Source organism: Sulfitobacter sp. W027 (assembly GCF_025143985.1).
GTDB lineage: Bacteria > Pseudomonadota > Alphaproteobacteria > Rhodobacterales > Rhodobacteraceae > Sulfitobacter.
In genome coordinates, this window is record NZ_CP083564.1 from 3,146,708 (window position 1) to 3,167,571 (window position 20,864).

At 60.9% G+C, this 20,864-nt stretch carries 25 protein-coding genes; 8 read left to right on the forward strand and 17 right to left on the reverse strand.

Features of this window, described 5'->3' with window-relative positions; genetic code table 11:
* Positions 1-18: 18 nt before the first annotated feature.
* The 5 genes from K3759_RS15450 to pheS form a co-directional block, all read right to left on the reverse strand.
* Positions 19-1,143, reverse strand: coding sequence for a histidine kinase dimerization/phosphoacceptor domain -containing protein (locus K3759_RS15450; RefSeq protein ID WP_259983124.1), 1,125 nt, complete (start codon positions 1,141-1,143; stop codon positions 19-21).
* Positions 1,144-1,326: 183 nt separating this feature from the next.
* Positions 1,327-1,770, reverse strand: a complete 444-nt coding sequence (locus K3759_RS15455; protein ID WP_259983125.1) for a YtoQ family protein — start codon at positions 1,768-1,770, stop codon at positions 1,327-1,329.
* Between the two features lie 17 nt (positions 1,771-1,787).
* Positions 1,788-4,184, reverse strand: coding sequence for a phenylalanine--tRNA ligase subunit beta (pheT, locus tag K3759_RS15460; protein WP_259983126.1), 2,397 nt, complete (start codon positions 4,182-4,184; stop codon positions 1,788-1,790).
* Positions 4,181-4,711, reverse strand: a complete 531-nt coding sequence (locus tag K3759_RS15465; protein WP_259983128.1) for a hypothetical protein — start codon at positions 4,709-4,711, stop codon at positions 4,181-4,183. The genes pheT and K3759_RS15465 overlap by 4 nt, the downstream gene beginning before the upstream one ends.
* Positions 4,708-5,781, reverse strand: a complete 1,074-nt coding sequence (pheS, locus tag K3759_RS15470) for a phenylalanine--tRNA ligase subunit alpha (protein WP_259983129.1) — start codon at positions 5,779-5,781, stop codon at positions 4,708-4,710. The genes K3759_RS15465 and pheS overlap by 4 nt, the downstream gene beginning before the upstream one ends.
* Before the next feature lie 171 nt (positions 5,782-5,952).
* Between pheS and K3759_RS15475 the strand changes: the two genes are divergently transcribed.
* Both K3759_RS15475 and K3759_RS15480 read left to right on the forward strand, forming a co-directional pair.
* Positions 5,953-6,627 (forward strand): type 1 glutamine amidotransferase domain-containing protein, encoded by a 675-nt coding sequence (locus tag K3759_RS15475; RefSeq protein WP_259983130.1) that lies wholly within the window; start codon positions 5,953-5,955, stop codon positions 6,625-6,627.
* A gap of 93 nt (positions 6,628-6,720) precedes the next feature.
* Positions 6,721-6,933, forward strand: a complete 213-nt coding sequence (locus K3759_RS15480) for a hypothetical protein (RefSeq protein ID WP_259983132.1) — start codon at positions 6,721-6,723, stop codon at positions 6,931-6,933.
* Here K3759_RS15480 and K3759_RS15485 read toward each other — a convergent pair.
* The 6 genes from K3759_RS15485 to pyk form a co-directional block, all read right to left on the reverse strand.
* Positions 6,922-8,118 (reverse strand): Hint domain-containing protein, encoded by a 1,197-nt coding sequence (locus K3759_RS15485; protein ID WP_259983133.1) that lies wholly within the window; start codon positions 8,116-8,118, stop codon positions 6,922-6,924. The genes K3759_RS15480 and K3759_RS15485 overlap by 12 nt on opposite strands.
* Before the next feature lie 243 nt (positions 8,119-8,361).
* Entirely contained in the window at positions 8,362-9,405 is a 1,044-nt protein-coding gene (locus K3759_RS15490) for an alpha/beta hydrolase (RefSeq protein WP_259983134.1), read from the reverse strand.
* A gap of 166 nt (positions 9,406-9,571) precedes the next feature.
* On the reverse strand, positions 9,572-9,937 hold the full coding sequence (gene rplT / locus K3759_RS15495) for a 50S ribosomal protein L20 (protein WP_007118124.1): 366 nt from the start codon (positions 9,935-9,937) through the stop codon (positions 9,572-9,574).
* 15 nt (positions 9,938-9,952) lie between these two features.
* The gene (gene rpmI / locus K3759_RS15500) at positions 9,953-10,153 is read right to left on the reverse strand and encodes a 50S ribosomal protein L35 (protein ID WP_007118125.1); all 201 of its coding nucleotides are present in this window, start codon (positions 10,151-10,153) and stop codon (positions 9,953-9,955) included.
* Positions 10,154-10,278: 125 nt separating this feature from the next.
* Positions 10,279-10,503, reverse strand: coding sequence for a hypothetical protein (locus K3759_RS15505; RefSeq protein WP_259983135.1), 225 nt, complete (start codon positions 10,501-10,503; stop codon positions 10,279-10,281).
* Positions 10,504-10,530: 27 nt separating this feature from the next.
* Complete coding sequence (pyk, locus tag K3759_RS15510; RefSeq protein ID WP_259983136.1) at positions 10,531-11,976, reverse strand: pyruvate kinase; 1,446 nt, start codon at positions 11,974-11,976, stop codon at positions 10,531-10,533.
* A 152-nt stretch (positions 11,977-12,128) separates the two neighbouring features.
* Between pyk and K3759_RS15515 the strand changes: the two genes are divergently transcribed.
* Positions 12,129-12,440 carry a DUF1244 domain-containing protein gene (locus K3759_RS15515; RefSeq protein ID WP_259983137.1) on the forward strand — a complete coding sequence of 104 codons (312 nt, stop codon included), beginning with the start codon at positions 12,129-12,131 and terminating at the stop codon, positions 12,438-12,440.
* A gap of 106 nt (positions 12,441-12,546) precedes the next feature.
* On the opposite strand, the gene K3759_RS15520 is transcribed toward K3759_RS15515, so the two are convergent.
* Positions 12,547-13,005, reverse strand: a complete 459-nt coding sequence (locus tag K3759_RS15520; protein WP_259983140.1) for a MaoC family dehydratase — start codon at positions 13,003-13,005, stop codon at positions 12,547-12,549.
* 106 nt (positions 13,006-13,111) lie between these two features.
* Between K3759_RS15520 and K3759_RS15525 the strand changes: the two genes are divergently transcribed.
* Positions 13,112-13,555 carry a DMT family transporter gene (locus K3759_RS15525; RefSeq protein ID WP_132443799.1) on the forward strand — a complete coding sequence of 148 codons (444 nt, stop codon included), beginning with the start codon at positions 13,112-13,114 and terminating at the stop codon, positions 13,553-13,555.
* 3 nt (positions 13,556-13,558) lie between these two features.
* Here the strand turns inward: K3759_RS15525 and K3759_RS15530 are convergent, their stop codons facing one another.
* From K3759_RS15530 to dgcN, 3 genes are read right to left on the reverse strand one after another with little or no spacing between them, the layout of a single operon-like run.
* Complete coding sequence (locus K3759_RS15530; protein ID WP_259983141.1) at positions 13,559-14,419, reverse strand: D-amino-acid transaminase; 861 nt, start codon at positions 14,417-14,419, stop codon at positions 13,559-13,561.
* Between the two features lie 2 nt (positions 14,420-14,421).
* On the reverse strand, positions 14,422-15,387 hold the full coding sequence (gene dgcA, locus K3759_RS15535) for an N-acetyl-D-Glu racemase DgcA (protein WP_259983143.1): 966 nt from the start codon (positions 15,385-15,387) through the stop codon (positions 14,422-14,424).
* 2 nt (positions 15,388-15,389) lie between these two features.
* Complete coding sequence (gene dgcN, locus K3759_RS15540) at positions 15,390-16,391, reverse strand: N-acetyltransferase DgcN (RefSeq protein WP_259983145.1); 1,002 nt, start codon at positions 16,389-16,391, stop codon at positions 15,390-15,392.
* 257 nt (positions 16,392-16,648) lie between these two features.
* Between dgcN and K3759_RS15545 the strand changes: the two genes are divergently transcribed.
* Both K3759_RS15545 and K3759_RS15550 read left to right on the forward strand, forming a co-directional pair.
* A complete protein-coding gene (locus tag K3759_RS15545) occupies positions 16,649-17,608 on the forward strand; it encodes an L-malyl-CoA/beta-methylmalyl-CoA lyase (RefSeq protein ID WP_259983146.1) in 960 nt (319 codons plus the stop codon).
* Positions 17,609-17,766: 158 nt separating this feature from the next.
* Positions 17,767-18,729 (forward strand): acetyl-CoA carboxylase carboxyltransferase subunit alpha, encoded by a 963-nt coding sequence (locus K3759_RS15550; RefSeq protein ID WP_259983148.1) that lies wholly within the window; start codon positions 17,767-17,769, stop codon positions 18,727-18,729.
* On the opposite strand, the gene K3759_RS15555 is transcribed toward K3759_RS15550, so the two are convergent.
* Positions 18,726-19,172, reverse strand: coding sequence for a GNAT family N-acetyltransferase (locus tag K3759_RS15555; protein ID WP_259983149.1), 447 nt, complete (start codon positions 19,170-19,172; stop codon positions 18,726-18,728). The two genes, K3759_RS15550 and K3759_RS15555, sit on opposite strands and share 4 nt — an antisense overlap.
* Positions 19,173-19,462: 290 nt before the next feature.
* Here K3759_RS15555 and K3759_RS15560 point away from each other — a divergent pair, with 290 nt between their 5' ends.
* Positions 19,463-19,774 carry a hypothetical protein gene (locus K3759_RS15560; RefSeq protein ID WP_259983150.1) on the forward strand — a complete coding sequence of 104 codons (312 nt, stop codon included), beginning with the start codon at positions 19,463-19,465 and terminating at the stop codon, positions 19,772-19,774.
* Positions 19,775-19,788: 14 nt separating this feature from the next.
* On the opposite strand, the gene K3759_RS15565 is transcribed toward K3759_RS15560, so the two are convergent.
* On the reverse strand, positions 19,789-20,439 hold the full coding sequence (locus K3759_RS15565) for a GntR family transcriptional regulator (RefSeq protein WP_259983151.1): 651 nt from the start codon (positions 20,437-20,439) through the stop codon (positions 19,789-19,791).
* 126 nt (positions 20,440-20,565) lie between these two features.
* On the opposite strand from K3759_RS15565, the gene K3759_RS15570 reads away from it, so the two are divergent.
* On the forward strand, positions 20,566-20,859 hold the full coding sequence (locus K3759_RS15570) for a Dabb family protein (RefSeq protein WP_259983152.1): 294 nt from the start codon (positions 20,566-20,568) through the stop codon (positions 20,857-20,859).
* Positions 20,860-20,864 lie beyond the last annotated feature (5 nt).

Sequence of the window (20,864 nt, forward strand, 5' to 3'; positions counted from 1 at the left end):
TAGCCGCTTTCAGTGCCATTAAGCGCGAAAACAGACCCGCATCAGCGCGCCATCAGGGCCGAAATCGGTCATGAGCCGCCCATTCAGCTGCTCGGCTGCCGTGGCCATCAACATTCGCCCCAACCCCGTGCTATCCGCGCCAGAGACGGCACCGTCATGCCCGCAGCCGTTGTCCCGACACTCCAAAAGCCAGCCGCCTGTATCATCCTGCTTGCGCAACGAAAGCTTAATTTCCCCCGCCCGGTCATCGGGGAAGGCATGTTTGATCGAGTTGGCCACAAATTCGCTGACAATCATCCCAAGCGCCGACGCCTGAGCCGCTTGCAACTCTCCCGGCTCAGCCTCACAAAAGATGGTGACATGATCCGGCGCACCGGCGGCGAGAAGCTTGTTCAACTGCTCAAGATAGGAAGCGGTCTGCACCTTGCTCTTGCCGCCCTGCCCCATCAATTCGCTATGCAGCGACGCCACCGCGCCGAAACGGCGTTCAACAAGAGCAAGCACATCCTTCGCGTCCGGGTCTTGCACCTTGCGCGTCGCCATCCGCAACAGCGAGGCGATGGTCTGGAACGAGTTTTTCACCCGGTGGTCCATCTCCGCGCGCAAGGCCTCTTCGATGCGAATTTTCTTGCGCAGTTCCAGCTGCATCATCACATGACGCGACAGGGTTTGCAGCGCTTGGCGTTGAAATTCGGTCAAGGTGCGCGGCTTGATATCCAGCACACAAAGCGTGCCAATCGGCTGGCCGTTCGGCGCCACAAGGTTTGCACCGGCATAAAACTTTACCCGTGGGTCACCGATGTGCAGCGGGTTGTCGGCGGTACGCGGATCGGCACTCATGTCCGAAATCTCGGTAAAGTCGCCGTCGAGAATGGCGTGAGAGCAGACTGATTGATCCAGTGCTGTCTCCTGTGGCTCGAATCCAACGCGCGCCTTGAACCACTGGCGCTTCTCATCGACCAGACTGATCAGAGAAACTGGCGTTTCGCAGATCTTGGACGCAAGCTCGACGATATCGTCAAAGTCGGCTTCGGCTTCGGTATCAAGAACATTATAGGAGTGCAGCGTTTCAAGACGCTGGTCCTGCTCCGCGGGCGTGTCGGCTAAAATGGACCTTCTCCTTCCAAAATCAACCCGCCGCACAACTCTGGCGCGGCAGCGGGGGTCGGATATGGCCTGCCTTTCGGGGGCAGATCAAGGCTGATGAACCTCCAGCTAGTGAAGGTTTAGCCCGGAAAGCAGCGGCGTCCACTACGCTGCCGAATCGATTCGCTTACTAAGCGTTAATAAATGTTAAATTTTAAGGCGGCTAGCCCCGCTGCGGGCCTACCTCGGCAGCGCGCCCGTCAGCACATAGCGCAGGATCTCGACCACTTGAGCGGGTTCAGAGGCCACGGCCAGCGCGGCAGCATCTACTTCCTTGAGCGCATGGGCGTGATCGGCCCCGTGCAGGATGATCAGCGACTTGCCAAGCGCCGCCGCATAGCCCGCGTCGAAGGCCGCGTTCCACTGTTTGTACTGCTCGCCAAAGCGCACCACGACCACATCCGCCTCGGCAATCGCCTTGCGGGTGCGGATCGCGTTGATCTGCGCGCCCTTGCGGTCGTGCCAGAACTTGTCGTCCTCGGCCCCAAGGATGGCCACGCCGCAATCGTCGCTGGCGGCGTGGTCGGTGACGGGTGCTGTGAAACTCACGTCGAGCCCTTCGGCCCCCGTGATGATCTGTTCGCGCCAGTCGGTGTGGATTTCACCGGAGAGATAGACTTTCATCGCTTCCGTCCTTTCGTTCAGCCGCGCAGCACGCCGCCAGTGGCCTTGGTCACTTTCTCGACCACCTTGGCCCCCACGGCTTCGATGTCGGCATCTTTCAGCGTCTTGTCAGAGGGCTGCAAGCGCACCGTGATGGCAAGGGATTTCTTGCCTTCGCCAAGGCTGCCACCGATGAACTCGTCAAAGACGCGCACGTCTTCGATCAAAGCCTTGTCGGCGCCCTTGGCGGCATTCACCAGTGCCAGCGCCTCGACATCGGCATCCACGACAAAGGCGAAGTCACGCTCGACCGCCTGGAGGTCGCTGATCTGCAAGGCAGGGCGCGTGGCACCGGATTTGCGCGGCAGGGGCACTTCGGCAGGATAGATGGTAAAGGCCATCGCAGGGCCTTTGACATCCATCGCCGCCAGCACACGCGGGTGCACTTCGCCAAAGACCCCGAGCACCTTTTTCGGGCCAAGGCAGATTTTGCCGTGACGGCCCGGATGCCACCACTCTTCCGCGCCGCGCAGGATCTGCACCTTGGCGGGCGCGCCTATGGCCGCGAGCACGGCTTCGGCATCGGCCTTGGCGTCGAACACATCCACCGCCCGCGCAGCACCATGCACGTCGCGTGGACCGGTGCGGCCTACCAGCAGGCCCGAGACCATCATCTGCTCCTCGCCCGGCTCACCGCCTGAGAAAGCAGGGCCGACCTCAAACAGCGCCATATCGGCAAAGCCGCGCGCCTGATTGCGGGCGGCAGCTTGCAGCAGACCGGGCAGCAGATCGGGGCGCATGTGGCTCATGTCCGACGAGATCGGGTTTTCGAGGCGCGTCTCATCCGTGCCACCACCAAACAGCGCGGCAGAGGCCTGATCAATGAAGCTATAGGTCACGCATTCGTTGTAGCCGAGCGCCGCCGCCGTGCGCCGTGCGGTCACGACGCGGCGCTGCATGGGCGAGAGCACAGGGCGCGGCACGCCTGTTGTCAGGCGGGGCAGGGGCTTGCCCTGAAGTTGCGTCAGGGAAGCTATCCGCGCGACTTCCTCGACCAGATCGGCCTCGCCCTGCACATCGGGACGCCAGCTTGGCACCTGCGCCATGTCACCGTCGAGTTGGAAACCAAGCGCGGTCAGCGTCTGGCGCTGGTCGCTTTCGGGGATCGTCATGCCGACCAGCGATTGCACCTTAGCCGCGTCCAGCTTGTAAGCGCGGCGGGTGTCGGGCACTTGGCCTGCAACCACAACCTCAGACGCCTCGCCGCCCGCGTGATCCAAGATCATCCGCGTGGCGTGTTCGATGCCATAAGGCGTGAAGGCCGGGTCGACGCCGCGCTCAAAGCGGTAGCGCGCGTCCGAGTTGATCTTGAGCGCGCGGCCCGCATAGGCGATCTGCACCGGGTCCCAATAGGCGCTCTCGACAAAGACATTCACCGTGTCTTCGGTCACGCCTGTGGCTTCGCCACCCATGATGCCCGCGATGCTTTCCACGCCGCTGTCGTCGGAGATGACCATCTGGCCTTCCTGCAGGCTGTAGGTCTTTTCATCCAGCGCCACGATCTCTTCGCCGCCCTTGGCACGGTGGACGCGCAGGTTGCCTTTGACCTTATCGGCGTCAAAGACGTGCAGCGGGCGGTTGCGGTCGAAAGTGAAGAAGTTGGTCACATCAACGAGGAACGAGATCGGACGCAGCCCGATGGCGCGCAGGCAATCTTGCAGCCACGCCGGGCTGGGGCCGTTCTTCACGCCCTTGATCACGCGGCCATAGAACACCGGGCAGCCGTCGAGCGTGTCCTCGTCGATGCTGACGCTGATCGGCGAGGCAAAGCTGCCCGCCACCGCATCGCAATCGCGCGGCTTGAGCGTGCCCAGCCCGCGCGCGGCAAGGTCGCGCGCAATACCGCGCACGCCGAGGGCGTCGGGGCGGTTGGGGGTGATGGCGATCTCGATCACCGGGTCGACCTTGGCGGGATCGTTCTCGGCCAGCCAGTCAATGAAACGGTCACCGGGCTTGCCCGAGGGCAGCTCGATGATGCCGTCGTGCTCCTCGCTCAGCTCCATCTCGCGCTCGGAGGCCATCATGCCAAAGCTCTCAACACCGCGGATTTTGCCGACGCCGATGGTGGTGTCGATCCCCGGCACATAGACGCCCGGCTTGGCCACGACGACGGTGATGCCCGCCCGCGCATTGGGCGCGCCGCAGATGATCTGCATGACGTCTTCGTCGGTTTCCACCTGACAGACGTTCAGCCGGTCGGCATCGGGGTGCTTCTCGGCCGATTGCACATAGCCGAGGGTGAAGTCGGCCAGTTTCGCCGCCGGGTTCTCGACGCCTTCGACCTCGAGGCCGAGGTCGGTCAGGGCATAGGTGATCTCATCAATCGACGCCGTGGTGTCGAGATGGTCCTTGAGCCAGGAGAGGGTGAATTTCATCGGATTCTTGCTCCTACAACTGCAATACTTGCGTTGAGAATTTGGTCAAAAAAAGCTTTCGAAAATTGGGAGTCTGAAAAGCTGTCAAGGCGCATCTCTGATACGGCCTCATTGAAGCTAGCTGACACAGTTGCAGCAAGGTCGGCTTCACTGTTCTCGACCCCAAAATGATCAGTCTTAGGGTTTCCCCCAAAGCGCTTTGAAAGCAGGGCAGCTATATTGCGATCAAGCTCTTGAAGAGGTTTGACGACATGATCCGGAGCCGTCACCATTAACTCTGCGAGTACTATCTTGAACTTTGGGTAATCAGTCTTCGCTGCAGCTTCGGAACCCGTCAATCTATGGGTCTGCAACTGTTGAGCGAGCCCGACAAACTTCCGATACAATTGTCGCCTTTCCTGCAGTATTTCATTCTTTCGATCCAAAGATTTTTGACGACCATACAGAACAAAGCCGCCGACGATCGTTAGAATGCCAAGCAGAACTGGCGTGAAGACCTTGAGCAAGTTCAGCGTTTCTTCACTCACCGCGACAACCCACCATGCAAATTCGGCTGATCCAAGCTCGCGAACCCATAGTGCCGCAGCCAGCGCAGGTCTGAATCAAAGAACGCCCGCAGGTCCGGAATCCCGTATTTCAGCATCGCGATCCGGTCGATCCCCATGCCGAAGGCAAAGCCCTGCCATTTGTCGGGGTCGATCCCGCCCGCGGCCAGCACCTTGGGGTGCACCATGCCGGAGCCCAGTACCTCCATCCAGCCGTCGCCCTCGCCGATGCGCAGCTGGCCATCGACCCAGGAACACTGGATGTCGACCTCGGCCGAAGGCTCGGTGAAGGGGAAATGCGAGGCGCGGAAGCGGGTCTTGATGCCGTCGATCTCGAAGAAGGCCGAGAAGAATTCCTCCAGCACCCATTTCAGGTTCGCCATCGAGATATCCTTGTCGATCGCCAGACCTTCGACCTGATGGAACATCGGCGTGTGGGTCTGGTCATAGTCAGCGCGATACACACCGCCGGGGCAGATGATGCGCAGGGGCGCGCCTTCGGCCTCCATCGTGCGGATCTGCACGGGCGAGGTGTGGGTGCGCAGCACGTGGGGGGCGCGGTCGTCGCCCTCGGCACGGGCCATATAGAACGTGTCCATCTCGGCCCGCGCGGGGTGGTGGCCGGGGATGTTCAGCGCGTCGAAGTTGTACCAATCGGTGTCGATGCGCGGGCCTTCGGCGACGGAAAAACCCATCTCGGCAAAGATCGCGGTCAGCTCTTCGGTGACTTGGCTGACCGGGTGGATGCTGCCCTGACGCTGGTGCCGCGTCGGCAGGGTCACGTCGAGCCATTCGCTGCGCAGACGCTCGTCCAGCGCAGCATCGCCAAGTGCTGCCTTCTTGGCGGCAAGTGCAGAGTTGATTTCATCCTTCAGCGCGTTCAGCGCAGGCCCGGCGACCTGCCGCTCTTCGGGGGTCATCTTGCCCAGCTCGCGCATCTTCAGCGCGACCTCGCCCTTCTTGCCGACGGCAGCCAGCCGGATGTCTTCCAATGCGGATTCGTCACCGGCATCGGCGATTTGGCTCAGGTACTTTTGCTTCAGATCGTCCATGACAGGCCCTTGGAATAATACCCCGTCCTGCTAGCCCTCCCGCCTTGCGAATGCAAGCCGTAGGGGTTGTGACGGCATGGGGGAACCACCACCTCTGCCAAGCGTTAGCCCGCATCCCCCGGCGCGCCCACACGGTAGCGGCGCGCTCAAACTCCCCCGAAAGGAGAGACTATGAAAATCCTGATGGTTCTGACATCGCATGACGAACTGGGCGACACCGGCAAGAAGACCGGCTTCTGGCTCGAAGAGTTTGCCGCACCCTACTACGTCTTCAAGGACGCGGGCGCCGATGTGACCCTCGCCTCGCCCAAGGGCGGCCAGCCGCCGCTCGACCCCAACAGCGACAGCGACGACGCCCAGACTGACGCGACACGCCGGTTCAAAGACGATGACGCCGCACAGAAAGCGCTCGCCTCGACCAAAGTGCTGGGCGATGTTGACGCCGAGAGTTTCGATGCAATCTTCTACCCCGGCGGCCACGGCCCGCTGTGGGATCTCGCCAATGACGCTGACAGCAAGCGCCTAATCGAAACTTTCTGGGCTTCCGACCGCCCTGTTGGTGCAGTCTGCCATGCGCCTGCCGTGTTCAAAGACACCGAACATGACGGCAAACCGCTGGTTTCCGGCAAGCGCGTCACCGGCTTTACCAACACCGAGGAAGAGGGCGTTGGCCTTACCGATGTGGTGCCTTTCTTGGTTGAGGATATGCTGAAGAAGAACGGCGGCGAGTATAGCAAAGGCGACGATTGGGCGTCTTACGTGCTGGTCGACGGCAAGCTGGTCACCGGCCAGAACCCCGCCTCTTCGGAAGAAGCGGCGAAAGAGATGCTGGCTTTGCTGAAATAACGGAATCAAGGGGGCGCAGCACTGTGCCCCCTCTTCCATCTGAGGAACCGTCGATGGCTTCGCCGCGTTTGCCCCTTGGAAGGAGCCCCTGACATGGCAGACTACGACCGCAGTACCGGCGCACCGTGGAATGAGGCCGACCTCGACCAGCTTCGCATTTTAGCGGCAGAGGGCACAGCGACCGGCGTGATCGCCGTGCAACTGGGCCGAACGGAAGAGGCAATATCGCATAGGGCAGCACAAGACGGCATCAGCCTGACGCCGAGCAGCCACAACCCTTATGACCCCGACACGCTAGACGGATAAAAGCATCCGTCCATTCCTTTTGTGCTTTTCAATCAAGCGCCTTTGTAGGCCCCCTGAGGGGACTTGATACGCAGGGGTGCCGAAACCGTCGTTCCCTACAGCGGCCGGAAAGAGCGCGGCAAACTCTTCGCGCTGCGCGTGGCCGATGGTTTGCACCGTCTCCGCGTTCAGCAAGAAACTCTCGGTCGGCGCACCTTCGGCGTAGATGACTTCATGCTTTTTGAAGATCAGGTGAAAATACTCCACCCGCGCGACCTTATCCTCAACGTAGACCCCCGGCAGTTCGGTCAGGCGGATCGCGGCGACCAGTACCGCCATGGCGCCACACATCCGCTTTACGATACCGGACCGCGCAAGCATGCGGTGCTGACGCGAGACCATAAGGTCGCGTTTGGGCAGGCCCGCGCCCAATGAACCGGCAGTGATCCGGATGGGGAAGAGTTTGGGGTTCTTCGCCAGTTCCGACGCCTCGATTGAGCGTCGGAGCGCCGTGACAAGCTCTTGATAGCCGCTGCCTTGGGTCAACACCCGCGCGCCGGGGCCTAAGGTCTCAACCGGCAAGTCCCCCAGTGCCGTGGTGATCAACGTGCCCCGCGTGAAACAGGCCACACTCGCCGAGACCAGATCGCCCTTCTCGCGCATTGTATCGATGTCAGAATTCCATCTCAGACTTCCCAGCAATCCTCCTTCGGGCAGACCTGAGAAATCAACGGTCATCGTGGTGAAAAGATCCCCGGCAGGCGGGCTGCCTGCCAGATTAACGATACCGGAATAGGTGACTTCAAGGTCACCAGCCAAATCCTGAGATTCCTCCCCCAATCGAAAGGGAAACCCCTCAAGCGAACTGGGGGTGGAGCCGCCGTTCGGATCGTCGTCCGACGTGCGGGTGGTGTCAAAAACGGAACTGGCAGGCTGAAGGTCAATCTCCATTGAAGCCAACGGCTTGGTCGTCTCCAGCTGGTGCCAGTCATAGCCAAAGGACATCTGCGTATCATCGCCAACTGCCGCGCCGTTGGTGTAAGGGTCCGTCGCATGCCAAGTGAGTGTTTCGGAAGTTCCATCCGCATAGATCAATGTGACCTTCGCGCCTTCCAGATCAACGCCGCGTGAACTGGTATCATCGCGGATCCCATGCACCGTCTCATGCGGATCCTCACCCAATCTATTAATAGTAATCCCGGGCATGAATATCCCCACCCTTTATAAATATCCTGCAGACTGACAGCACCAATTGCTGCGGCACCTGTGCAGAGGCTCTGCACAGTGACCCGTCGATGAGGCATATTGTCTAACGGCTGAGGAAGGGGCGTGACCGTGGCAAGGGTTTATTAGGGCAAGATTAAGACCGACCCTCTGCGTGGGCTGAGACCCTGAACGGTAAAAAGCCCCGCCGAGCGGCGGAGCTTTCACATGTCATTGACGCGAGGATCACTTGGTAAAGTGATCCTTCAAGAAACCTGACACCTGCTCAATCGCTGCTTCAGGTGCAGGAGTGCCCGAGATGGGGTTGAGCATAGCGAAGTCATGGATAGAAAAGTCATAGCGCGTACCTTCGGTCTCCACCCCGGCCTCGATCAGTTTGGCGGCGAATGCTTCCCCTTCGTCGCGCAATACGTCGTTGGCACCAGTAATCACCAGCGAAGGCGGCAGATCGGCAAGCGCTGCGCTGTCATAATTCAACGGCGAGATCATTGGGTCCGCCGGATCCGCGTCCTCGGGCAGATAGGCGTTCCAGAACCACTCCATCGAGGCTTTCGTCAGCCACGGGCCATCCGCAAACTCTTGGTAAGAGCCGCTGCTCAGATCAGCGGTGGTGACCGGATAGATCATCGCCAGCGCATCCAACTCCGGACCGCCCTGTTCTTTGGCCATTTGCGCGACGACTGCGACCATCTGGCCGCCAACGGAATCACCTGCCAGAGCTAGCTGGTTGGCATCGATCCCGAAGTCTGCCGCATTCTCGGCCACATGTTTCAGCACTGCGAAGTCCTGCTCAAGCTGAACCGGGTGTTTCTGTTCCGGCGCCGGAGCGTAATCGACAAAGACATAGGCCGCGCCTGTCTGATTTGCCAAATCGCGGATCATCCGTTCATGGGTCGTAAAGTTGCCCAGAATCCAGCCGCCACCGTGGAAGTAAAGCACGGCGGGCAAAGCTTCGTCACCGGCATTCGCGGGCTTTACCACTACCACATCGGTCTGGCCGGTGGGGCCGATTTCCAGTGTCATCTTTTCGACCGAAGCCTCGGGCATCTCGACATCCGCCTTGGTCTGCGTGTCGATCAAAACCTGCCGAGCCTCTTCGGGAGACAGTTCGTTGATGGGGGTCGAACCTTTAAGACTGTCGATGAACTCCTGCGTCTGTGCTTGCAGAACGACCTTGTCTTTATCGGCATGCGCTTCAGCAAAAGCTGTTGCGGGAACCAGTGCGCCAATCGCAGCGCCGGTCAGTAGGTGGCGTAGGGAAATTGTCATTGAGTGTCATCCTTCCTGAATGTGTCCTGCAGGCACAACAGATGGGCGACGGGGTGGTTCGATGACATTTCCTTGAGGTGCCTGTTGTCAGGCCTTTTGCCACTGCCCGAAACGCAAAAAGCCCCGCCGTGGGGCGGGGCTTTCGCGAATTCAGTGCAAAGTCAGCTTAGGCTGCCAGTGCGTCCTGTGCCTGCTTGACGATCGCGCCAAAGGCTTCGGGCTCATGCACGGCCAGATCGGCCAGAACCTTACGGTCCACTTCGATACCGGCCAGCGACAGACCGTTGATGAAGCGGCTGTATGTCAGTGCTTCGTCGTGGCTGCGCACGGCGGCGTTGATCCGCTGAATCCACAGGGCGCGGAAGTTGCGCTTGCGGTTCTTGCGGTCACGCGTTGCATATTGGTTGGCCTTGTCGACCGCCTGTGTGGCGACCTTGAAGACGTTTTTGCGCCGACCATAGTAGCCTTTTGCGGCTTTAATGATCTTCTTGTGACGCGCGTGGGTGACTGTACCACCTTTTACTCGGGACATCTCGGCTCTCCTATATCAGCGGGCGTAGGGCATGAAGCCCTTGATGATCTTTGCATCGGGCTCGGACAAAGTTGTCGTGCCGCGTGCGTTACGGATGAACTTGTTGGTCCGCTTGATCATGCCGTGCTGTTTGCCAGCTTGGCTGCCGATGACCTTACCAGTCGCCGAGACCTTAAAGCGCTTTTTGGCGCTCGATTTCGTCTTCATCTTGGGCATTTCCGTCTCCGTCTTTTGAGTTCGGTATAAACACGACTCGGCATGCCACTTTCGGCCGGTCGTGCAGGCTAAGATGCGCCGTATAGGCGGGGTCGGGAGCGGATGCAAGAGGTTTTGGCGCGCCCTCAGGGCAGTAGTTTCGCTGCGACTGAGACGAAGACATTCGGCACATCGGCAAAGGCATAGCCGCCGGGCCTTTTGTTGATCGCGTAAAGGATCAGCGCCCCGGCAATCAGGATCGCGAGGGCCGAGACCCGCGGCGACCTTCGATCTGTCACCGCAGAAAGGATGGAGGGTATCGACAGCGCTGCCAGAACGATGCCAAAGACCAGAGCCAGATCAGAATTCATTCCACCCTCCCCTATCTGGGAAAGAGGTTACTCCGGATCGGCTGCGTAAATCAAACGTTCGTCGCAGGGGGCCACGCGCAGGATGTTGGTGCTGCCCGGCACGTTGAAGGGCACACCGGCGGTCACCACGATGTGATCCTCAGGACCCGCGTACCCCTCAGACAGTGCCGCCCGCGCCGCGCTGAGGACCGCGAGTTTAAACCGGTCATGCCCATCGGTGATGATGCAATTCGTCCCCCAGCTGAGCGCCAGACGACGGGCGGTGTTCACCAGCGGAGACAGTGCGATGATCGGCACACGGGGCCGTTCGCGTGCGGTTAACAGCGCGGTGGTGCCCGACTGGGTAAAGCAGCAGATCGCCTTGATATCCGTTGTCTCCGCAATCTCGCGTGCGGCGGCGACAATGCCGTCTGCCACGGTGGTGCGTTCGGCTGTGCGCGAAGATTCAATGATCTGCGTATAGGTTGGATCGGCCTCAACCTCTTGGGCAACATTGTCCATCGTCGCCACGGCTTCTAACGGATAATCACCGGCGGCTGATTCCGCGCTCAGCATCACCGCATCCGCGCCTTCATAGATCGCAGTGGCCACGTCCGACACCTCGGCGCGGGTCGGCATCGGGCTTTCGATCATCGATTCGAGCATCTGTGTCGCCACGATCACCGGCTTGGCCGCCGCACGACATTTGCGCACCAGACGCTTTTGGATCGGCGGCACGTTCTGCACGGGCAGTTCCACGCCCAGATCGCCGCGCGCCACCATGATGCCATCGCTGACCTCCAATATGGCCTCGAACCGCTCCACGGCGGAAGGCTTTTCGATCTTCGACAGGATCGCCGCCCGGCCTTTGACCAGATCACGTGCCTCGGTCACATCTTCGGGCCGCTGGACAAAGCTGAGGGCGAGCCAATCAACACCCAACTCGCAGACGAATTCTAGATCAGCCCGGTCTTTCTCGGACAGGGCGGCCAGCGGCAGCAGCACGTCAGGCACGTTCACGCCCTTGCGGTTCGAGATCACGCCGCCGGTCACAACCTCGCAATTGGCGAAGTCAGGGCCACAGTCGCGCACCTTGAGACGGATCTTGCCGTCGTTGACCAAAAGGCTCGCGCCCGGTTCAAGGGCTGCGAAAATCTCAGGATGGGGCAGGCAGACACGGTTCATATCGCCCGGCGTCTCATCAAGGTCGAGCCGGAAAGTCGCCCCCTCTTCCAAGGTCGGCCCGTCGCCTTCAAAGACCCCTACACGCAGTTTTGGCCCCTGAAGGTCAGCCAGAATGCCGATCGCGCCGCCGGTCTCTTTCTCGATATCGCGGATGATCCGGTGCTTTTCACGAATTTCTTCATGGCTGCCGTGGCTCATGTTGAGCCGAAAAACATCCGCACCGGCGTTGTGCAATGCGGCGATCACCTCTCGGGTTTCTGAGGCCGGCCCGAGTGTGGCCACGATCTTTACATTGCGCAAACGTCTCATATCTGTTCCTTCGTGTCCTATGTCCCCACGGCGAATGTTAACGATAACATTGCCTATCCGGTGGCCTAGCGCCCCCATGAGTGCCTGTCAAAGGTTTCATCAGAATGACGGTCCATCGCGGTGCCGTCCAGTGATATGAGAAGGAAGCTGTCATGCCCAGCCAACAAGAGATCGAACTCCAAGCCGCTGCCTTTCGCCGGTTGCAAAAACACCTGATGGAAGACCGGACCGATGTGCAGAACATCGACATGATGAACCTCGCCGGGTTCTGCCGCAACTGCCTGTCGCGCTGGTATCAAGAAGCCGCAAACGAGCGCGGCATCGATATGGGCAAAGAAGAAGCGCGCGAGTTATTCTACGGGATGACCATGGACGAGTGGAAAGCCAACTATCAGACCGAAGCCAAGGACAGCCAGAAAGAAGCGTTCAAGACAGCGTTCGAAGAGAATGTCGGGAAAGGTTGAACCGCCTGCATAACGCGCGGCGTGAGTAAGACCGCAAAGCGGGCGTGCTACCCTGTGCGCCCGCATTAGCCACTATCCCAGGCGCCAACCGACCCAATAGCTTGGCCTAGAACTGATAAAGCACAAGCCAATCTGCCTTGAGCGCGGGCCGCTCTGCGCCTTCAATCTCAACCGTCGCAGCAAAGCGCGTCATCAGATCGCCCCGCCCCCGCGTCTGCGCTTCGGCCAAAGTAAACCGCCCCCGGATCCGTTTGCCGGAATGCACAGGCGCGATGAAACGCACGCTATCGAACCCGTAGTTGATCGACGCCTTTGCCCCCGCCATCACCGGCAGCGCGCCATAGGCCATGCCCGACATCATCGACAGTGTCAGCATCCCATGCGCCACGGTGCCACCGAAATCGGTTTCTGCTGCGCGGACGGGATCCACATGAATAAACTGATGATCTTCGGTCACATCGGCAAAAGCGTCGATTCGCGCCTGATCCATCATGAACCACGGCGAGACGCCCAATTCACGGCCCACGAAGGCTTCCATCTCTGCTCGATCAATCTCTCTGCGCATTGCGGCCTCCTCTTTGCGCCAGTCTAGCCGCGCGGGCGCTCGCTGCGAAAGCCCTTGCACCCGGCGGGACATCTCTCATGCTGGGGCCAAGCAGAGCGGAGCCGCCATGAACACCCCCATCCTCGCCCTTATCGTCGTCGCCATCGCCGGGGCCGCCGTGGCCTTGCAAACGCCGATCAACGCCGCCTTGGGCCGCAACATCGGCAGCGGTGTGGCTGCGGCGGCGGTATCTTTTGGCGTCGGTTTTGCGATCCTGCTGGCGGTGTTGCTGCTGCGAGGCGAGTTGGGCGCCCTGCCCCGCGCGGCCTCGGCCTCGCCGGTCTTGCTGCTGGGCGGGGTGCTGGGCGCGTTCTACGTCTGGTCTGTGCTCTGGGCGATCCCGACGCTGGGAGCGCTGACGGTGATCTCGGCGCTGATCCTCGGCCAGTTGAGCGCAGCACTGGTGATTGATGCGACCGGGCTTTTGGGCCTGACGGTGCAGGCCATCACCCCCACCCGCATTGCCGCCGCCGCGCTGGTGGCGGCGGGGCTGGTTTTGTCGCGGTTCTGACCGTCAGATCGCGGTTTTGCGCATCTCTTCGAGATAGATTTCGCGCAGACGCGGAGCGAGCTTGCCCGGCGTGCCGCTGCCGATCTTGGCCCCGTCGATCTCTATCACCGGCGTCACGAAAGCGCTGGCGGAGGTCACGAACGCTTCATCCGCCTGCTGTGCCTCTTCGATGGTAAAGTTCCGCTCCTCCACCTGCATCTGCGCTTCACGGGCCAGTTCCAGCACCGCCTTGCGGGTGATGCCGTGCAGGATGTCGCTGGAGGTCTCGCGGGTGACGATCTTGCCGTCTTTCACGATATAGGCGTTGTTCGAGGTGCCTTCGGTGACGAAACCGTCTTCGACCATCCACGCGTCTTCGACACCGGCTTTCTTGGCCATCATCTTACCCATCGATGGGTAGAGAAGCTGCACCGTTTTAATGTCGCGACGGCCCCAGCGGATGTCTTCGATACTGATCACGCGGATGCCGTCACGGGCGGCAGGGTTGTCGGCAAGGCCCGGTTTCGACTGGGTGAACAGCACCAGCGAGGGCGCGGTGGTCTCGGGATCGGGGAAGGCGAAATCGCGGTCACCATCCGACCCGCGCGTGACCTGAAGATAGATCAACCCGTCTTTGATGTCGTTGAGACGCACCAACTCGCGGTGAATTTCCAGCAGTTCTTCGGTGGTCGCCGGCGCGCGCATGTCGAGCTCGTTCATCGAGCGCGTCAGCCGTTCGGCATGGCCGTCAAAAGCGATAAGCTTGCCATCCAGCACGCTCGTCACCTCATAGACCCCATCGGCCATCAGGAATCCCCGGTCGAAGATCGAGATCTTGGCCTGATCCTCGGGCAGATATTCGCCGTTTACATAGACAGTTCTCATGGTCACCCCCAAAGCGCGGCCACGGGGGGATGCACGCCCGCGCCGTCGAATTTCAATGCATTCTCGCGGTCTTCGGCCAGAAGCAGCGGGCCGTCAAGGTCCACGACCTTCGCGCCTTGGGCGACAAGCGTCGCGGGGGCCATCGCCAGCGACGATCCGACCATGCAGCCGACCATCACGTCGAAGCCTTCGGCAAGTGCCGCATCGCGCAGGGCCAGCGCTTCGGTCAGCCCGCCGGTCTTGTCGAGCTTGATGTTCATCACATCGTATTTGCCCTTGAGGCCCCCCAGGCTGGCGCGGTCATGGCAGCTTTCATCCGCGCAGACGGGCACGGGGCGATCCATACCCAAAAGCGCGTCGTCGTCCCCTGCGGGCAAAGGTTGCTCTACCAGCGCCACACCTAGACGGAGCAGATGCGGGGCGAGATCGGCATAGACCTCAGCCGACCAGCCCTCATTGGCGTCGATGATGATGGTGGCATCGGGCGCACCGGCGCGCACCGCTTCGAGCCGGGGCATGTCGTCGGGCGTACCCAGTTTGATCTTCAACAGTGGCCGATGGCTGTGCTTCGCCGCCTGCGCACGCATCGCCTCGGGCGCGTCCAGCGATAGAGTATAGGCCGTGATTTCTGGCCCCGGCGCGGTCAGCCCGGCCAATTCCCAAACCCGCTTGCCTGCGCGTTTGGCCTCCAGATCCCATAGCGCGCAGTCGACCGCGTTGCGTGCGGCCCCGGCAGGCAGCAGATCATAGAGCGCTTGGCGGGTGATATCGCCCGGCAGGCCGTTAATCTCAGCCGTGACCGATTCGAGGGTTTCGTCATAGCGGGCATAGGGCACGCATTCGCCCCAGCCGGTCACGCCGCCATCGGTGATGCGGACGGTCAGAACTTTGGCCTCGATCCGCGAACCGCGGCTGATGGTAAAGACCTGCGCCAGTTTGAATGTGTCTGCGGTAACGTCAATCTGCATGGTCACAGCGCCGCCAGCGCATCGGCCAGTCGTGCAGCACCCTGACGGAAGGGATCGACCGCAGGCAGGCCAAGACGTTCTTCGACCTCGGCCAGATAGGCATCCGCCTCGGCTTCGGACATGTGGTAGGTGTTGATCGAAATGCCGACGACCTGACAGGCGGCGTTCGCCACCTTTGCCAGCGTCAACGCCATGTCGCGCACCGCTTCCAAGCTGGGCAGGGAATAGTCCGGCAGGCCGCGCATATGGGTCCGGGTCGGCTCATGGCAGAGGATCAGCGCGTCGGGCTGGCCGCCGTGGATTAGCGCCATGGTCACGCCTGAGTAGGAGACGTGGAACAGGCTGCCCTGCCCTTCGATGATGTCCCAATGGTCATCGTCATTGGCGGGGGTGAGATATTCCACTGACCCGGCCATGAAATCGGCGATCACGGCGTCCAGCGGCACGCCTTCGCCGGTGATCAGGATGCCGGTTTGGCCCGTGGCGCGGAAGGTGCTTTTCATGCCCTTTTCGCGCATCGCATCATCCAGTGCCAAGGCCGTGTACATCTTGCCGACCGAGCAATCGGTACCCACGGCCAAGACCCGCTTGCCGCTTCGTTTTTTACCGTCGGCGATGGGGTATTCCACGCTCGGCACGCGCACGTCATGCAGGGTGGTGCCGTTGGCTGCGCTTGCCGCAACAAGATCGGCCTCATCGCGCAAAAGGTTGTGCAGTCCCGATGCGATATCGAAACCCATGTTCGACGCCTCAATCAGCACCTCTTTCCATGCCGCGCTTATTTTGCCGCCGCGATTAGCGACGCCAATGACCAAAGTCTCTGCCCCTGCATCACGCGCTTCGGCCAAAGTCATGTCTTGCAGACCGAGATCGGCCTTGCAGCCGTCCATGCGGAACTGGCCGACCGCGTTGTCGGGGCGCCAGTCTTTGATGCCTTGGGCAACCTTGGCAGACAGGGCATCGGGCGCGTCGCCCAAAAACAGCAGATAAGGGGTTTTGATCATGGCAGGCCTCCGGCATTGAATTTGTCCGCATATTGCGCGCGAGAATACGCAAGTGCGTGGCGTTGTCGACGCATCTGCATACAAATGCGCAGCATTTCCCGCAAATTACCGCTGGCTGCGCAAAATTCGTGCGCTGCGCCGTGAGGCCACAAAAATCATCGAAATGCTGCGACTGCGAAAACCTCCTTGCGATTGACGGCGCAATTTCATACCAGAATGAAGACACATGATGAAACTTTATTACCTATAGGTGCCCCATGAGCTTCCGCATTCAGCCTGCCGCCCCTGCTCGCCCGAACCGCTGCCAATTGTTCGGCCCCGGCTCCCGTCCGGCGATCTTTGAAAAGATGGCAGCTTCGGATGCCGATGTGATCAACCTCGACCTCGAAGACAGCGTGGCACCTTCGGACAAGGACAGCGCGCGCGCCAATATCATCAAGGCAATCTCGGAGATCGACTGGGGCATGAAGACGCTTTCGGTCCGGATCAACGGGTTGGACACGCCCTATTGGTATCGTGACGTGGTGGAGCTGCTGGAACAGGCCGGGCCGCGCCTTGATCAGATCATGATCCCGAAGGTCGGCTGTGCGGCGGATGTCTATGCGGTGGATGCGCTGGTCACCGCGGTGGAAACCGCCAAGGGCCGCGAGAAGAAGATCAGTTTTGAGGTGATCATCGAATCCGCGGCGGGCATCGCCCATGTGGAAGAGATCGCCGCCGCTTCGCCACGCCTGCAAGCGATGTCGCTGGGGGCCGCGGATTTCGCCGCCTCGATGGGGATGCAGACCACCGGCATCGGCGGCACGCAGGAAAACTACTATATGCAGCGCGGTGAGCAAAAGCATTGGTCGGACCCGTGGCACTGGGCGCAGGCCGCCATCGTCGCCGCCTGCCGCACCCATGGCGTGCTGCCGGTTGACGGGCCCTTTGGCGATTTCTCTGATGACGAAGGTTTCCGGGCACAGGCGCGGCGCTCGGCCACCTTGGGGATGGTGGGCAAATGGGCGATCCACCCCAAACAGGTGGCGCTGAGCAACGAGGTTTTCACCCCTTCCGAAGAGGCCGTGACCGAGGCGCGGGAGATTCTGGCGGCGATGGAAGAGGCCAAGGCGAAGGGCGAAGGGGCGACCGTTTACAAGGGGCGTCTGGTGGACATCGCCAGCATCAAACAGGCTGAGGTTGTTGTGCGGCAGTCCGAGATGATCGCCGGGAGCTAAGCGCCTGCGGCAGATCGCCGGGGGCCCTGCCCCCGGACCCCCGCGGGTATTTGAGAAAGGATGAAGAGGTAAGGGCGTGGGCCTGCCTGCCTTTCAAACCCGCGTTGCAAACCGGCGCGTTGCGCTCCATATAACAGGGCAACAAGCCGGAGCATGCAATGACCCAATATTTGGATTTCGAAAAACCGCTGGCCGAGATCGAAGGCAAGGCGGAAGAGCTGCGGGCGCTGGCCCGGTCCAACGAAGAAATGGACATCACCGATGAGGCCCGCGCGCTGGATAAAAAAGCCGCGGGGATGCTCGAAGACCTTTATGGCTCATTGACGCCTTGGCGCAAATGTCAGGTGGCGCGTCATCCAGAGCGGCCGCATTGCAAAGACTATATTGAGGCTCTTTTCACGGAATTCACGCCCCTGGCGGGCGACCGGAATTTCGCAGATGATCTGGCCGTCATGGGCGGGCTGGCGCGGTTTCACGATACGCCGGTGGTGGTGATTGGCCATGAGAAGGGCAATGACACCAAGAGCCGGATCGAGCGCAATTTCGGCATGGCGCGGCCTGAGGGCTATCGCAAGGCGGTGCGTTTGATGGAACTGGCGGATAAGTTTAACCTGCCTGTGGTCACCATCGTCGACACGCCCGGTGCCTATCCCGGCAAGGGCGCGGAGGAGCGTGGCCAGTCTGAGGCGATTGCCCGCTCGACGGAAAAATGTCTGCAGATCGGTGTACCCCTGATCAGTGTGATCGTTGGCGAAGGCGGCTCTGGCGGGGCGGTGGCTTTTGCCACGGCGAACCGCGTCGCGATGCTGGAACATTCGGTTTATTCGGTGATCACGCCCGAAGGCTGTGCGTCGATCCTGTGGAAAGACAGCGAGAAGATGCGCGAAGCGGCTGAGCAGATGCGTTTGACGGCGAATGAGCTGAAGACCCTTGGTGTCATTGACCGGATCATTCCCGAACCGATGGGCGGCGCGCATCGTCATGCCGAAGAGTCAATCAAGGCGGTAGGCAAATCGATCGAAGCCATGCTCAAGGAACTCGACGGTAAGGACGGCAAGACTTTGGTCAAAGAGCGCCGGACCAAGTTCCTTGAGATGGGACGAAAAGGACTGGCAGCTTAAGCCAGCCGCCGCCGAAAGCGCGGATCAAGCGTGATTTGATCGAAACCGGCGGCGCGGTAGAAACCCTGCGCGCGCCGGTTTTTTGTATCTGTGCCCACGGTCACATAGCTGCAGCCCTGCGCCTTGGCGTGCTCCAGTGCGGCTTCCACCAGTGCTTTGCCGATGCCGCGCCCCCGCGCTGTGTCGCAGACGAAGAGATGGTGCAGGTCCATCCCTCTTGCGCCGAATTGCAACTGCATTTGCGGGCAGAGCGCAGCATAGCCGCGCAGCCCGGTCGCGCCTTCGGCCACCAAAAGGGTCAGCCAGGGGGATGGCCCGAGGCAGTCTCGCTCCAGTGCGGCCAGCGTGAGTGTGGCGGTGTCGCCATGGTAGGCGGCCAGCGCATGGGTTAGATCAAGCACCATTGGCAGGTCGGATTTATGAACGGGGCGAATGGGGGGCATGTCGTGTCTTTCTGTGATCGCCACAGGGAGACAAGCAAAGCCGCGCTGTGGCGGCTTGTGGATATGGGATTAGGTGCCGCGCCGTTTAGGAGCGGGGATAATAGACTGATGTGAAGCAGGTCTTTTCCATGAAGCGTAGATGCGCCTCTGCCGCGCGCCTGTCAAGCGCCGCATAAGTGAGCCGGTGTGATTTGCAAACGGCCTCCACGCACCCGATATTTATAGTACAGGGCGTCTGCGACACCCCTGTGCCGCCAGACGCCCTTGTTTGTATCACAAAGGAGTCTGTCATGTATAAACGTATTCTCACCGCCGCTCTGCTCTTTGGCATGGCCTGCACCGGACCACCGGCTTGGGCTCAGGCTTTGGCCTGCGCCCCGCGCGCGGGGCTCGCCGCCCAACTGGAAACCGCCTATGGCGAGACCCTCTCTGCGCGGGGCCTTCAGAACCCAAACGCGTTGATTGAAGTCTTTGCCTCTGCAGAGAGTGGCAGCTTCACGATTCTGATAAGCCGGCCCGATGGAATGAGTTGCATCCTATCAACCGGCACACATTGGATGGTCGAACCTCCCGCGCCGCCCAAAAAGGGTGCGGCGAGTTGAGCAGGGGGCGGCTGTTAGCTGGCCAGCATCCGCAGGCCTTGGGTGACATCGGAGCGCACGGCCAGCCGCAGGCCCGGTTCGTCCCCGGCGCGCAGGGCGGCGATGATCAGCCGGTGGAAATGCGGCGGCTCGGTCCGGCGCAGGCGGCCATAAAGCGCGCGCATGGTGGGGCCCAGCTGCAGCCAGACCGTCTCAGCCATGGCGAGCATCGCCGGGGCCTGAGCGCGCAGATAAAGCGTGCGGTGAAATTCGAGGTTGGTGCGGATATAGCTGACAGCATCCCGGTGGGCCACGGCCTCGGCGATATTGGTGTTGATGGTCTGCATCCGCTCGATCAGCGCCATATGTGCGCGCGGCAAGGCACGAGAGGCGAGTTCGACCTCCAGAAGCGCGCGGAGGGCGGCCAATTCTTCGATCCGTTCGTTGCTGAGTTCGGGGGTGGAGATGCGTCCCGAGGCAGACATCGTCAGCGCGCCTTCTGCCGCCAAACGCCGCACGGCTTCGCGCGCGGGCGTCATGGAGACCTCATATTCCTTGCCGATGCCGCGCAGGGTCAGCGCGTGACCGGGCGGCAGATCGCCGTGCATGATCCGCGCACGCATGCGGCGGTAGACACGATCATGGGCCAGTGGTGTGGCCTCGACAGGGCGGGCGCTGAGGTTCATGAAGCGGTTGTGATCACAAATGAGCCACCCGTCAAGCGCGGCATTTTGCGGCCAAGAGCACGATCACCCGTTGTCCCGGACCCTGCGGCAATTTATCGGGGAACAAACCGCCAAAGGAGACGCACCTTGACCAAACGAAATTTCATCCGTCACGTGGTCTTTTTCTCGGCCAAAGACCCTAAAGACATTCCTGCGATCGTGACAGGGCTTTGGAAACTGGCCGACATCCCGCATTCGACAACCTTCGAGATCTGCGAAAACACCCGTGTTGATGCGCTGTCGGGGGATGTGGATGTGGTCGTCTATGCCGAATTCCCGGATGCCGAGGCTTTGGCCGCCTATAAAGCGCATCCGATCTACCAAGAATCCATCGATATCGTGCGCCCCCTGCGCGATATGCGCGTGCCTGCGGATTTTTAGGGCCG